The following is a 13802-nucleotide window of genomic DNA, read 5'->3' on the forward strand; positions in this document are numbered from 1 at the left end:
CTCGGACACCGGCTTCGCTGGGGCTGGGGTTGGGGCCGATTCTGGAGCAGCATTATCGCCTTGCTCTTCCTTTTGCGAAGCTGCTTCCTGGGAAGCTTCCCCCGCCGCTTCTTGTTCTCTTAATTTTCGCAAAGCTTCAGCTTTGGCACGAGCCTCGGCTGCCGCCTGCGCCTTTTCCTCCGGCGTTGGCCTGCGCTTCTCCTCGCTCATTGACTGGTCACCTGCTTCCCAGTCTTCGCCTCATAGCGAATCTTTTCTTGCAGCTTGTTAATGCCATAGATCAGCGCTGCCGGATTCGGTGGGCACCCTGGAATATACACGTCAACCGGAACGACCTGATCGACCCCTTTTACCACGCTATAAGACCGCACGTATGGGCCTCCAGCCGTCGCACAGGACCCCATGGCGATCACCCATTTCGGCTCCGGCATTTGATCGTACAATCGGCGCAACAACGGCGCCATTTTCTTCGTTACCGTCCCCGCCACGATCATGACGTCTGACTGGCGAGGAGAAGCACGGAAAATCACACCAAAACGGTCGAGGTCATAACGAGCTCCACCTGTTCCCATCATCTCAATCGCGCAACAGGCGAGACCAAATGTCAATGGCCACAGCGAGTTGCTGCGTACCCAGCCTTTTACCGTCTCCAACGTCGTAAACATGACGTTGCGATCCAGTTCCTCCTGCAGTTCAGGCGCAATGCTTGTCAGATCTAGTTCCATTCCAGCACCTTCTTTCTCCACGCGTAGATCAATCCTACTACCAACAAGGATATAAAGATGACCATCTCGACTAGGGCAAACAGACCTAGCTGGTTGTAAGCGACGGCCCACGGGTACAGAAAGAGTGTTTCTACGTCAAAAATCACAAACATGAGCGCAAAGATGTAGTACTTCACATTGAAGCGTACCCAACTGTCCCCAACTGGAATGTTACCGCTTTCATAAGTTGTTTGCTTCTCCCGTGTTGGTTTCTTTGGGCGTAACAGCGGACCGATGAAACTGACAGTAGCCACGGGCAATAACACACCAAGGATCAAAAAGATGGCGACAATGACATAATTGTTGGTATAAATGTCATTCACCCACGTTCCCTCCGCTCTGTGCAAGGTATGAATCCTTTACTACGTGCCCTCTGCTGGAGTCGACACTCCTCTCAAAGGGTACTGCCTGCAGTATACGGGTGTAGGTACGGCTGTTGACATCTCTGATACTGGAAGAACTCCTGAATCAAATCGTCCTTTTTTCATGTGCTACAATCTGATCCAGATAGAAAAAAATACCTTTATCATTATATCAAATCGCCCAATAAGTGTCTAACGAAAGCCTCGAAACAAATCCATATATAGGAAAAAACCCAGAGAAATTTCTCTGGGTCCACTCTTCAAACCTTGATGACCAAAGCAATCGGCTTGTCCGATCACCCTTGTTTGCTTTATTGCACGTTTTTCGAGAACTGCTCGCCGAGGAAATCCTCGTATACACGCTCCCACACAACGGTGAAAGTCATGCTCTCGTCTTCTGGAATCTCCAGAATGCCTTCTACTGCTTCTTCCATGTATGGCGTCAATTTGATCAAAACCTCAGCCAACATTTCGTCGTTCGTGTTCAGCATGCTTTTCAGCTCAGTTTTCGAGAGCGTGAAGCTGTTTTCGTCTTTCTCATGAAGCATCATGATCAAGCGGCTAAAGATCGGATGAACCAATGCCTCGAGCTTCACGTGTGCCAGAGCCAATGTTTCTGCTTCGTTCAATTGGAACAGATCAGCAGCGTCCGGGAACGGATAAACCGGTACGTCCCAAACATCCCCTTTATCGATGACCAGGCCCCATTTTTCGAAGAGAGCAACCGCTTCTTCCAGAGAAGTCGGATACTCATAGTTGGAACGGCTCAAAAACGCCTTGAAACGCTTCAAGAGGTTCACGTAGCCATTGTAGTCTTCTTCGGATTTGAACTGCTTTTTTACAGGAGCAGTGAATGTGCCTTCCAGAGCTTTAAACTCCTTCAAAGCCGCTTCCATTTCTGCTTTTGTTTCATATTTGGTGGTTACATAGCACAACGCTTGGAACAATACATTCATCTCATGAGACAGCACGCTAGACCAGCCGTTTGCTGTATAGCTGCTGGGAATTACTACGCCTTCGTTGCTCTGGCGGATATCGCGAATGGTTTGCATCACTACTACTCTCCTTTTTCCCCAATAGCCAATGCCGCTTCATCCCGATGTCATCCTTACAATTACGCTTGTCGGCAGGGCATTAGGTCTATTATACACAGAAACCACAGGCAATTACCAACTGGAAATATCATGCCCCCAAACAGTTCCAGTTCATTCAATTTGAACGAAAAATCCCCGCAACCACATGGCCGCGGGGATCCCAGCTTCTTGCTACTTACTTCGTTACGTCGAGACGAGCCATCGCACGTTGCAGGGCACGCTCTGCTCTTTGGAAGTCAAGGTCAGGGTACTTCTCGGACAAACGCTTTTCCGCACGGCCTTTTGCAGCCTGCGCACGTTCTACATCGATGTCACCTGGCAATTCAGCCGTTTCAGCGAGGATGGTTACTTTGTCGCCGCGCACTTCCATGAAGCCGCCGCTCACTGCCATCTTCACTTCTTTTTCGCCTTCTGTTTTGATCCGAACTGGCGCTGTTTTCAGCGGGCTCACCAGCGGCATGTGATTCGGCAAAATACCGAGATCCCCTACTACACCGCGGGCGATGACCATTTCAGCTTGACCGCTGTAGACAACCCGTTCAGGAGTTACGACTTCAACTGTCATCTTGCTCACTTACTGGTCTCCCCTTTCCAGGGTGTCTTACGCCATGGACTTCGCTTTTTCTACCGCTTCTTCAATCGTACCAACATACAGGAACGCGCCCTCTGGCAGGTGGTCGTGCTTACCTTCGAGGATTTCTTTGAAGCTACGAACTGTATCTTTCAGTGGAACGTATTGACCAGGGTTACCGGTAAATTGCTCGGCAACGTGGAAGGATTGGGACAGGAAACGTTGAATGCGGCGTGCGCGTCCAACTACTTGCTTGTCTTCATCGCTCAATTCGTCCATACCCAAGATTGCGATGATATCTTGCAACTCTTTATAACGTTGCAGGATTTTTTGTACGCCACGTGCTACATCGTAGTGTTCTTGACCTACAACGTCCGGGGACAGAGCACGGGAAGTAGATGCGAGTGGGTCTACCGCAGGGAAGATACCCAACTCAGCGATGGAACGCTCCAGGTTAGTCGTAGCGTCCAAGTGAGCAAACGTAGTAGCAGGAGCCGGGTCAGTATAGTCATCCGCTGGTACGTAGATCGCTTGAATAGACGTTACGGAACCTTTTTTCGTGGAAGTAATACGCTCTTGCAGCTGACCCATTTCGGTAGCCAATGTTGGTTGGTAACCTACCGCGGATGGCATACGGCCGAGGAGAGCGGATACTTCAGAACCCGCTTGAGTAAAGCGGAAGATGTTGTCGATAAACAAGAGTACGTCGCGGCCTTCTTCATCACGGAAATATTCCGCCATGGTCAAACCGGTCAGTGCTACACGAAGACGTGCACCAGGTGGTTCGTTCATTTGTCCGAATACCATCGCGGTTTTCGGCAGAACGCCTGCGTCTTTCATCTCGTGGTACAGGTCGTTACCTTCACGGGTACGCTCACCTACACCAGCGAATACGGAAATACCGCCGTGTTCTTGCGCGATGTTGTTGATCAGCTCTTGAATAGTAACGGTTTTACCTACACCCGCACCACCGAACAGACCGATCTTACCACCCTTGATGTAAGGAGCCAACAGGTCAATAACCTTGATTCCTGTTTCAAGGATTTCAACAGTAGTCGCTTGCTCAACGAACTCAGGAGCTTTGCGGTGAATCGGGTCACGACGATCTACTTGACCCAGTTCTTGCAGGTCAATCGGTTCGCCGAGTACGTTGAATACGCGTCCGAGAGTTACTGCACCTACTGGAACGGAAATAGCTGCACCAGTATCAACAGCTTCCATACCGCGAACCAAACCGTCGGTGGAAGACATTGCTACGGTACGAACCATGTTATCACCCAGGTGAGTCGCAACCTCAACGGTCAAGTCGATGTCGCGCTCGCCAGCGCTTTGTGCTTTATGTTGAATCTTGATCGCATTGTAAATGGCAGGCAGGTGTCCACGATCGAACTCGATGTCAACAACCGGACCCATTACCTGAACCACGCGTCCATTCGCCATCTTACTTCTTCCCTCCTGTAAAGCTGAATTGGGAGCTATTCGCTGCCATTACGCCTGTGCGTTTGCACCTGCGACGATCTCGGAAATCTCTTGAGTAATGGCTGCCTGACGGGCACGGTTGTAAATCAACGTGTAACGGTTGATCATGTCCGTTGCGTTATCTGTCGCGTTGCCCATTGCAGTCATACGGGAACCTTCTTCGGAAGCCTTCGCTTCCAGAAGCGCACTGTACACCAGTGTCTCCGCATATTTTGGCAGCAGATCGGCCAGTACTTCTTCCGAGGACGGCTCATACTCGTAATTCATTTTGCGGTCGTTTGTGCTCTCGGGAGCCTCCAACGGCAGCAAGCGTTTTACGGTAGGTATTTGCGAAATTGCACTCTGGAACTTGTTGTAGCAGAGGTACAGCTCGTCGATTTGCTCATCCGTGAACATTTGGACTGCCGCGCCTGCAATTTTCTTGATATCGCCAAAGGATGGGCTGGCTGGCAGACCCGTAACCTCTTCCATCACCGAGTAATTACGTTTACGGAAGAAATCGCGACCTTTGCGTCCGATAACAAAAATGCCATACTCATCCTTGGACTTGTGCTTTTCAGCAATGGTGTTGACTACAGCGCGAAGCATGTTTGCGTTGTAACCACCTGCAAGACCACGGTCGGAAGTGATGACGATGTAACCAGTCTTTTTCACAGGACGGGATTGGAGCATTGGATGCTTGGAACCAGTGTTACCGCTCGCAATGCTAGAAATCACTTCCTGGATTTTGTCAGCGTACGGACGTGCCGCTTCTGCTTTCTCCTGGTTGCGGCGAAGCTTTGCAGCTGCCACCATTTTCATCGCTTTCGTGATTTGGCGCGTATTTTTCGTACTCTTGATACTGCGTCGAATCTCACGTATTCCTTTAGCCACTCGTTTTCACCACCTTGAGGACGCATGGCCGAGCGAGAGCGCCCGGCATGCATCTGATGTCAATCGTTCGCGATTAGCGAGTTACCGAAAAGCCTTTTTTGAACTCTTCGATCGCTGCGTTGAATTCTTTTTCATCTGGAAGTTCTTTCGTAGTCCGGATATGCTCCAACAATTGCGGTTTGTTGGAATCCAGATAGGACAGAAGCTCCTTCTCAAAGCGGCCTACGTCGCCAACTGGAATATCATCCAGGAAACCTTTTGTAGCTGTATAGATAGAAGCAACTTGCTTCTCAACAGGCATTGGATCGAACTGACCTTGTTTCATGATTTCCATCAAGCGCTCACCACGGGTCAGACGAGCTTGGGTTGCTTTGTCCAGATCGGAACCGAACTGAGCGAAAGCAGCGAGCTCACGGTATTGAGCCAACTCAAGCTTGAGTGGACCTGCTACCTTTTTCATCGCCTTGATTTGCGCGGAACCACCTACACGGGATACGGAAAGACCGGTATTCACCGCTGGACGTTGACCTGCGTTGAACAAGTCTGTCTCCAGGAAGATCTGACCGTCCGTGATGGAGATCACGTTGGTTGGAATGTAAGCGGAGATATCGCCTGCTTGTGTTTCGATGAAAGGAAGAGCAGTAATAGAACCGCCACCCAATTCATCGGACAGTTTCGCAGCGCGCTCCAGCAAACGGGAGTGCAAGTAGAATACGTCACCAGGATAAGCCTCACGACCTGGAGGACGGCGGAGCAACAGGGACATCTCGCGGTATGCAGAAGCCTGTTTGGACAGGTCATCGTATACGCAGAGGACATGTTGTCCTTTGTACATGAAGTATTCACCCATGGTTACGCCAGTGTAAGGAGCCAGGTACAGCATCGGAGCTGGGTCAGAAGCTGTAGCGGATACGATGATGGTGTATTCAAGAGCGCCTGCTTTACGCAGCGTTTCTACGATGTTTGCAACAGTGGACTGCTTTTGACCGATTGCTACGTAGATACAAATCATGTTTTGACCTTTTTGGTTGATGATCGTGTCGAGCGCTACTGCAGTTTTACCTGTTTGGCGGTCTCCAATGATCAACTCACGCTGTCCACGACCAACCGGGATCATCGCGTCGATCGCTTTGATACCTGTTTGGAGTGGTTCGTGTACGGATTTACGCGCCATAACACCAGGAGCCGGGCTCTCGATTGGGCGGAAACCGTTGTTTGCGATAGGACCCTGGCCGTCGATTGGTTGACCCAGTGGGTTTACTACGCGGCCGAGCATTCCTTCCCCAACTGGAACTTCCATTACGCGGCCGGTACGTTTTACAGTATCGCCTTCCTTAATGTCGCGGAAAGGTCCCATAATAACGACACCCACGTTGTCTTCTTCCAAGTTGAGTACCATACCCATTACGCCATTTTGGAACTCGAGGAGCTCCCCTTGCATGGCCTTTTCCAAACCGTGAACGCGGGCGATACCGTCACCTACCTGGATGACTGTGCCTACATCCACAACTTCGATTTCAGATTTAAAGTTAGCGATCCGCTCTTTGATGAGGGAGCTAATCTCTTCTGGTCTGATTGCACTCACTTACATTCACCCCATTCATCCAACTTCTTAGTAGAGGTACTGCCAGCTTTACGCTTGATGCGCAAAGGTTTCCAACTTCGTTTTCAGGCTGCCATCATACAGACGGTCACCGATCTTGATCACGATGCCTCCGAGGATTGCTGGGTCTACCACTGCCGTCAAACGCAATTTTTTATTCAAGGTTTGACCGAACTTCTCAGCCAACTCTGCTTGTTCTTCAGATGTGAGCGGTTTCGCGCTCGTCACGATCGCATCCGCGATGCCACGTGCGTCGTTCGCCAGCTTCACAAAGGAACTGTAAATCGCCGCCAGTTCCGCTTCCCGTCCATTTTCAATCAGTACGTTTAGAAAGTTGAAGCTTTCTTCCCCTACATGACTTTTGAACAGTTCGTCTACCAGCTTGATTTTTGCATCAGCAGCAATGTGCGGATGATGCATGATCTTGCTCAGATCGGCATTCTGCTCGACAGCTTGCACGATCGCACCGAGGTCTGCTTCTACCTGATCGATCTTGCCACGCTCGCTCGCTACATCGAAGAGAGCGCGAGCATAACGTTTTCCTACAGCGCTACTCATAGGCGATCTCCCACTTGAGCGAGAAATTTGTCAACAGTAGACTTTTGCGCAGCTTCGTCCAGTTCTTTCTCGATGATCTTGGAAGCCAAGAGTACGGAAAGGCTAGTCATTTGCTCACGCAGTTCCAGCTTCGCTTTTTCTACTTCACGAGCCAGTTCAGCACTTGCATCAGCTTTCATGCGCTCGGAAGCAGCTTGAGCTTCCGCTACGATTTTGCTAGCTTCATCAGACGCTTGCTTTGCAGCACGGTCGATGATCGCTTTGGATTCAGCACGTGCTTCATCCAGTACACGACGTTGCTCAGCGAGCAGTGCTTCCGCTTCATTACGGTTGCGCTCAGCCGAGGAGATTTCATTTGCGATATGCTGACGGCGTTTTTCCATCATGCCTACGATCGGGCCCATGGCGAATTTACGAACAGCCAGCAACAACAACAAGAATACAATTGCTTGGGTTAATAGTGTTCCCCATTCCAGGGATACAGCACCAAAGTCGAGCATTCGTTTCACTCCTTCCTGCGAAAAGAAAGATGTATCTTCACGGATTCATTTACCGCTGGTTCCAAAAATAGAGGCGGGTAACAAGCGCCCGCCTATCGTTTCCGTTGCTCGCTTACAGACGACCAAAGAGGATGAAACCGATCGCTACAGCGATGATCGGAACTGCCTCTACCAGACCAAGACCCAGGAACATGAGACCCATCAGGTTACCACGCGCTTCAGGTTGGCGAGCTACGCCTTCAATTGTACGAGAGATTACCAGGGAGTTACCGATTGCCGCACCAAGAGCAGCAAGACCAAATACGATACCGATTGCAAGAGCCAAACCTTCCATTGTTTAAAAACCTCCTTAGTGTTGTAAAAAAGAATGAAATACGGAAATTGCCGATTAATGATCTTCGTTCACTTGCTGCGAGAGGTACACCATTGCAAGCGTTGTGAAAATGAACGCTTGTACGGAACCTACGAATACGGAGTAACCCAGCCAGATAAACAGCGGGATGCTGCCGAAGATTCCTACACTCAGCAGGAAGGCAATCAAAACCTCACCTGCAAAGATGTTACCGAATAGACGCAAAGGAAGCGTCAACGGCTTAATGATGAACTCCTCGAGAATGTGAATCGGGTTCAGGAATGTATGTTTCAGCCAACCGCCAAAGCTCTTCTTGATTCCCAGGTAGTGAGAGTAGAGAAGAACGATGAGTGCCAAAGCGAAGGTAACGCTCGGCGTTGCGGTAGGCGATTTCCACCAACCAATTACCACACCGTGTGCATGCGGATCGGTAGAGTTCAACTCTTCCGTTACTTTTTCCAGCTTTTGCTGTTTCATTTCATCGCTAGTGGAAATTGTCAGCATGTCGATGAAACCTTGGCTTACCTCTTGGCCATGACTATTGTGGTGAGCCGTGTTCACGTTGAACAAAAGTCCCAACTGGTTCCCCAAGAAGATGTACAGGAACAACGTGAGTGCCAAGGAGACAAAACCCGCAGCTTTCTTCGGTGTGATGTAGCTCTTCGTAATACCGGTGACAAAGTCCACAATCCATTCCATCACGTTTTGCGCGCCGCTTGGAGTAGCGGAGGTCAGCTTGCGGGTCATACCGATACACATGAAGAGTACCACCAGAGAGGTTACCAGAATCATGAGAATAGTGGAGATGTCAAATACCATGCCCAGCCATTCAAATCGCAGAGAATAATGCATGTATTTCACCCCTTTCTTCCGCGCGAGTAGTTTTTCGCATACATGTAAAAAAGAAATGCAGATATCTATTTAAAGGAGCGATACACAAAAAGGAAACTAAGAGCCTGAAAGAGGAACAACCCTATCAAAACGCCAGCAAGTCCAAATAAATGAGGGAATCGCATCGTCAGGAAGACAGCAAAGCCCGCGACGATGAGGCGTTGTAGCATGCCAGTCCCTTTAGGCCGTACACTTGGATCGACAGCCATCTGACCGATACGCCAGGTTTTGCTGAAGAGGACAGTTCCATTCACGAGACTGCAGACCATCCCTAAAAGGAGGCCTTGCAAAAAGAATCGATACGATGGCAACACTGCCCAGAGTATCGCAGCTATCGCCATACAGAAAAAGGCATAGCGAAAAGTGGCTCGCATAGCCAAAGTAAACGTTTGCATGTCCCATCTCCCTAGAGGTACCCGCGAATGATGCGGTAGACGCTGTACACGCCTATACCTAATCCTGCGAGCAATCCAATCATCAAAAACAGCGGATTGGAAGCGAAAAGGCCATCCAGATATTTACCCAGAAATACCCCTGCAATCACACAAATTGCCATATCGACACCAATTAAAGTAACCAGTGTGATGGCTCGCCATGGATTATCAATTTTCGACACAGGACATTCTCCTTTCAGACATAAGGAGAGGGCAGGTGTCAAGCGCCCCTTTGCCCTCATCCATATTAACGAAAGATTATTCCCTTTGTCAACGTTCGACCCGTTCTGTACACAAAGCGTTCACAATTGAAAACTATTGAAAATACTACAGTTTCTCAATGACCGTCGCTACTCCCTGTCCGCCGCCAATGCAAAGAGTCGCTAACCCATATTTTACCCCTTCACGCTTATGTAATTCGTGAATAAGGGTAACTAAAATTCGGGCGCCGCTCGCACCGATCGGATGCCCCAGAGCAATCGCTCCTCCGTTCACATTTACCTTCTCCGAATCGAAGCCGAGTGCTTTTCCAACGGACAAGGATTGAACGGCAAACGCTTCGTTCGCTTCGATCAGGTCGATGTCGGCAATCGACAAGCCCGCCTTCTTCAGCACCTTCTCGGTAGCCGGAACCGGTCCGTAGCCCATGATGCTCGGATCTACACCAGCGCTGGCATTGGCGATAATGCGCGCTAACGGCTTGACGCCAAGCTCGTCAGCCTTTTCTTTTGTCATAATCAAGAGAGCAGCTGCGCCGTCATTGATTCCCGAAGCGTTGCCCGCCGTGACGGTACCGTCTTTTTTAAAGGCTGGCTTCAGCTTGCCCAGCGCTTCTGCGGTAACGCCTGCACGCGGGAATTCATCCACAGCGAATAGGACAGGATCGCCTTTTCTCTGTGGAATGGCCACTGGGACGATCTCTTCCTGGAAGCGGCCGGTTTCAATCGCCTTTTGCGCCTTTTGCTGACTCCACGCGGCAAATTCGTCCTGCTCGTCGCGGCCAATCTCGTATTTGCTGCAAAGATTTTCTGCCGTGATCCCCATGTGATAGTCGTTGAAAGCACACCACAGACCATCGCGGATCATGGAATCTACTACTTTTTGATCTCCCATGCGGTAGCCGTTGCGTGCGCCTTCCAAAAGGTACGGCGCCTGGCTCATGTTTTCCATGCCACCTGCGAGTACCACTTCAGAATCACCGCTGAGAATCGCCTGTACGGCCAAGTGTACCGCTTTCAGACCTGAGCCGCACACTTTGTTAATGGTCAGGGAAGGAACTTCATTTGCCAAACCAGCTTGGATGGAAGCTTGACGTGCAGGGTTTTGGCCCAGACCAGCCTGGAGTACGTTCCCCATGATGACCTCGTCCACAGCTTCCTTGGGTACCCCTGCCCGCTCCAGAGCTGCTTCAAGCACGATTCCTCCCAGTTTTGTAGCGCTTACACCAGACAGCGTGCCTTGAAAGCTCCCTATAGCAGTGCGGACAGCACTCGCAATAACGATTTCTCTTTGACTCATATTCAAACACTCCCCGGAATAATCATGTTAGCCAACTTTCCTATGATTCCATGTTTGTGCTCAGATTCCTGCTTCGACTTGCTTGAATATAAAGCAAATCGTATGTGACCGGAATGCCGTGATCGAAGGCATATGTACGTTCATAATAACCGATCATCTCTGCCAAAAGCTTTCTTTGCCCCAGTCCTTGCTCTCTTTCCTGGCTCGCATTTGCCCCTATTGATTTGACCGCATGCAGAAACTCGAGGACGGAGGGATAGGATAGCACTGCTTTTCGCGTGGTAGTGCGAATGTCTTCCATACCAGCATCTCTTAGCATGCGCTCCCACTGCTCAGATGTGACAAACGATAAACCGTGACGAACCTCATTCTGCCCTAGACTACGATGCGCATACCTATACGAAGCATGAAGCTCCTGAAAAGTCGCTGGACCGAAAGTCGAAAAAAGAAGCGGCGCCCCCGGGCGAAGCAGCTTTGCCATGCCCCTTAAAGTCTTTGCCGGATGGGCGAGCCATTGAAAGCAGGCACCGGACACGATCAGATCGTACGTCTTTGGGGGCTGCTCCCAGACCCATTCTTCGATATCAGCATGCAGAAACTCGCAATCCATGCCTTCAGCCTGCAGACTACGCTTTGCCTGCTCCAGCATTCCTCGTGCGATGTCCATCGACTGATAGGCGGACTCGGCAAAATATCTGCGGAGCATTCGTGTGAGACCCCCTGTGCCGCATCCCACTTCCAATAGCCTCGCGACTTGATCCGGTTCTACCGCCGCGCATGTGAGCTTTTGCAGCTGGACTGCCATCTCCTTTTGAACCAGCGCGTAGCGATCATAGCTACTCGCCTTTTGGCTGAACCGGCTTTTAAGCCTTGCCTTCTCCATCACTCTCCACCATCCTCTGCACAGCAAGCGTTACGATTTCCGGATAAAAAACGGGTGGTGCATGTCCGCAGTCTTCTATTGGCACCAGCTCCGCTTGAGGCTGGCCCTCCGCCAATTCCGCTCCTGCTGCAAACGGCCAGATCGTATCGTTCTTTCCATGTATGATCGTCACCGGGACGTCTAAAGAGCCGCATAGCTGGCCGCAGTCCTCTTCTCGCAAGTAGGCGAGTCCCGCCAAAAGTGCTTCCGTGGACCATTCGTTTACCCGCGATGCCAGAAACGCGTCCTTCTGCTCCCCTCTCTCCTTTTCGGTAGCAATGCTCTCGAAAAAATCTCCCCACACACGCTCTCTATTTTCAATCAGTCCGCGCTCCATTCTCAGCAGCGAAGCCTTGGGCCATCCTTTGCTCCGTTCTTCTTTCGGTCGAACAAATCTGCTCCCTGTACTGATCAGAACCATTCCATGGATAGGTACGCTTGCGGCGAGACGCTGGGCGAGCATCCCTCCCATCGACCATCCAATCACGAACAGCCTTCCATGGCCGACCGCTCTTGCTTCCTTTTCTATCACCGCCATAAAATCTTTTGGATGCGTCGCGCGTGTGAAGTCGGGTGTGACATGATGACAGGTAGGAAATCGCGCCTGAATCGGGTGCCAAAGGTCGTTGGACATCCCCCAGCCCGCCAGCCACAGTAAGACGGTTTGGGTTGCCATTTACCCGATCCCTCCTTCCAGATCGACCCGGATACTCTGCAGTTGGTCTGCTGCCCATTCCAGTTCTGCCCAGGTATGTGTCGCCATCACTGTGAGACGGATCCGCGAAGTCCCCACTGGCACAGTAGGCGGACGAATCGCGACGGCAGCGATCCCCATTTCCTCCAGCTTGCGGCTGTAGCGAAGTGTTTTTTCGTTATCACCGATGATCAACGGGATGATGGGAGTATCTCCCTCCCCTACGGAAAAGCCGTACGATGCCAGCCGTTCGCGAAGCCATTTCGCCTTTGCCTGCAGGCTTTTTCGTCTCTCTGCGTCCTTCATCACAATGGTCAATGCTGTTTGCACGGAAGCAAGCACCGCCGGCGGCAGGGCTGTCGAATAGATGAGCGGCCGTGATTTGGCAGCAAGATACCGAACCACGCTATGATCAGCGCAAATATAGCCTCCGTATGCCCCAAACGCTTTGCTGAACGTCCCCATAATCACATCGATCTCCCTGTGCAGCCCTAGGGCGTGACAGAGCCCTTCTCCACGCTCTCCAAGCACACCTCCTGCATGAGCCTCGTCTACCATCAGAAGTGCCCCATAGCGAGCCCTCAAGTCAACCAGATCGGGTAACAAAGCTGTATCTCCATCCATCGAAAAGACCGTGTCTGTCACGATCAGTTTTCGGCGGGCTCCCTGGTGCTTCTCCAGCAAATACGCCAGATGCTCGGGATCGTTGTGACGGTAGCGGTAATGCTCGGCGCGGCTTTGGACGATTCCATCCACGATGCTGGCATGATTGAGGCGATCACTGAATACGGCATCTCCTCTGCCAACCAAAGCAGAGATGACGCCCGTATTCGCCTGATAGCCGCTCGCAAACACCAAAGCTGCTTCACGCTCTTTCCACGCTGCCAATCGCTGCTCCAGCTCGGTATACAAGGCGCAGCTACCTGTTATGAGACGGGAAGCAGTCGCTCCCGTCCCCCACAGCTCGATCGCCTCTATCGCTGCCGCCTTCAGCCGCGAATCATGGGCAAGTCCCAAATAATTGTTGGACGATAGATTCAACAGCGTTTTGCCTGCAACGCGGATCCACGCTCCTCGATCTCCCAGCACGGAATCCACACTACGTATGTGCCTTGCCAGCGCCTGCTGTTCCAATCGCTCATACTCTTCATTCAGCCAAGCGTATCGATCTAGCATTTCAAACACCT

The 13802-nt window shown here is 51.0% G+C and carries 17 protein-coding genes and 1 pseudogene; all 18 read right to left on the minus strand.

Translation table 11 applies throughout. From position 1 onward, the window contains the following. Positions 1-210 (minus strand): annotated as a pseudogene (locus EDM59_RS31510) (NADH-quinone oxidoreductase subunit C); the annotation flags it as partial. After that, on the minus strand, positions 207-725 hold the full coding sequence (locus EDM59_RS26880; RefSeq protein ID WP_055745678.1) for a NuoB/complex I 20 kDa subunit family protein: 519 nt from the start codon (positions 723-725) through the stop codon (positions 207-209). The pseudogene EDM59_RS31510 and the gene EDM59_RS26880, both read right to left, overlap by 4 nt. Continuing rightward, positions 716-1087, minus strand: a complete 372-nt coding sequence (locus EDM59_RS26885; RefSeq protein ID WP_092268264.1) for an NADH-quinone oxidoreductase subunit A — start codon at positions 1085-1087, stop codon at positions 716-718. Before EDM59_RS26885 ends, EDM59_RS26880 begins: the two co-directional genes overlap by 10 nt. Positions 1088-1437: 350 nt before the next feature. Continuing rightward, positions 1438-2178, minus strand: coding sequence for a DUF6042 family protein (locus tag EDM59_RS26890; RefSeq protein ID WP_122926458.1), 741 nt, complete (start codon positions 2176-2178; stop codon positions 1438-1440). Between the two features lie 217 nt (positions 2179-2395). Continuing rightward, positions 2396-2794 carry a F0F1 ATP synthase subunit epsilon gene (locus EDM59_RS26895; RefSeq protein ID WP_092268266.1) on the minus strand — a complete coding sequence of 133 codons (399 nt, stop codon included), beginning with the start codon at positions 2792-2794 and terminating at the stop codon, positions 2396-2398. Positions 2795-2821: 27 nt separating this feature from the next. Next, the gene (atpD, locus tag EDM59_RS26900) at positions 2822-4231 is read right to left on the minus strand and encodes a F0F1 ATP synthase subunit beta (protein WP_122926459.1); all 1410 of its coding nucleotides are present in this window, start codon (positions 4229-4231) and stop codon (positions 2822-2824) included. 48 nt (positions 4232-4279) lie between these two features. Then, on the minus strand, positions 4280-5143 hold the full coding sequence (gene atpG / locus EDM59_RS26905; RefSeq protein ID WP_122926460.1) for an ATP synthase F1 subunit gamma: 864 nt from the start codon (positions 5141-5143) through the stop codon (positions 4280-4282). Between the two features lie 73 nt (positions 5144-5216). Then, positions 5217-6728: a F0F1 ATP synthase subunit alpha gene (gene atpA / locus EDM59_RS26910; RefSeq protein WP_092268269.1), complete on the minus strand. Its 1512-nt coding sequence runs from the start codon at positions 6726-6728 to the stop codon at positions 5217-5219. Positions 6729-6776: 48 nt separating this feature from the next. Continuing rightward, positions 6777-7304: a F0F1 ATP synthase subunit delta gene (locus EDM59_RS26915; RefSeq protein ID WP_122926461.1), complete on the minus strand. Its 528-nt coding sequence runs from the start codon at positions 7302-7304 to the stop codon at positions 6777-6779. Further along, positions 7301-7804, minus strand: a complete 504-nt coding sequence (gene atpF, locus EDM59_RS26920) for a F0F1 ATP synthase subunit B (RefSeq protein WP_122926462.1) — start codon at positions 7802-7804, stop codon at positions 7301-7303. Before atpF ends, EDM59_RS26915 begins: the two co-directional genes overlap by 4 nt. A 112-nt stretch (positions 7805-7916) precedes the next feature. Next, a complete protein-coding gene (gene atpE, locus EDM59_RS26925; RefSeq protein ID WP_029100371.1) occupies positions 7917-8138 on the minus strand; it encodes a F0F1 ATP synthase subunit C in 222 nt (73 codons plus the stop codon). Between the two features lie 54 nt (positions 8139-8192). After that, positions 8193-9008: a F0F1 ATP synthase subunit A gene (gene atpB / locus EDM59_RS26930; protein ID WP_122926463.1), complete on the minus strand. Its 816-nt coding sequence runs from the start codon at positions 9006-9008 to the stop codon at positions 8193-8195. Between the two features lie 65 nt (positions 9009-9073). Beyond that, positions 9074-9442, minus strand: a complete 369-nt coding sequence (locus tag EDM59_RS26935; protein ID WP_092268273.1) for an ATP synthase subunit I — start codon at positions 9440-9442, stop codon at positions 9074-9076. An 11-nt stretch (positions 9443-9453) separates the two neighbouring features. Further along, positions 9454-9663 carry an AtpZ/AtpI family protein gene (locus tag EDM59_RS26940; RefSeq protein WP_092268274.1) on the minus strand — a complete coding sequence of 70 codons (210 nt, stop codon included), beginning with the start codon at positions 9661-9663 and terminating at the stop codon, positions 9454-9456. A gap of 145 nt (positions 9664-9808) precedes the next feature. Beyond that, positions 9809-10999, minus strand: coding sequence for an acetyl-CoA C-acetyltransferase (locus tag EDM59_RS26945; protein ID WP_122926464.1), 1191 nt, complete (start codon positions 10997-10999; stop codon positions 9809-9811). Between the two features lie 40 nt (positions 11000-11039). Further along, complete coding sequence (gene bioC / locus EDM59_RS26950; RefSeq protein WP_122926465.1) at positions 11040-11882, minus strand: malonyl-ACP O-methyltransferase BioC; 843 nt, start codon at positions 11880-11882, stop codon at positions 11040-11042. Continuing rightward, positions 11863-12597, minus strand: coding sequence for an alpha/beta fold hydrolase (locus EDM59_RS26955; RefSeq protein WP_122926466.1), 735 nt, complete (start codon positions 12595-12597; stop codon positions 11863-11865). Before EDM59_RS26955 ends, bioC begins: the two co-directional genes overlap by 20 nt. Further along, positions 12598-13791: an 8-amino-7-oxononanoate synthase gene (bioF, locus tag EDM59_RS26960; protein ID WP_122926467.1), complete on the minus strand. Its 1194-nt coding sequence runs from the start codon at positions 13789-13791 to the stop codon at positions 12598-12600. Positions 13792-13802: the final 11 nt, after the last annotated feature.

It is taken from the genome of Brevibacillus nitrificans (assembly GCF_003710965.1).
GTDB lineage: Bacteria > Bacillota > Bacilli > Brevibacillales > Brevibacillaceae > Brevibacillus > Brevibacillus centrosporus.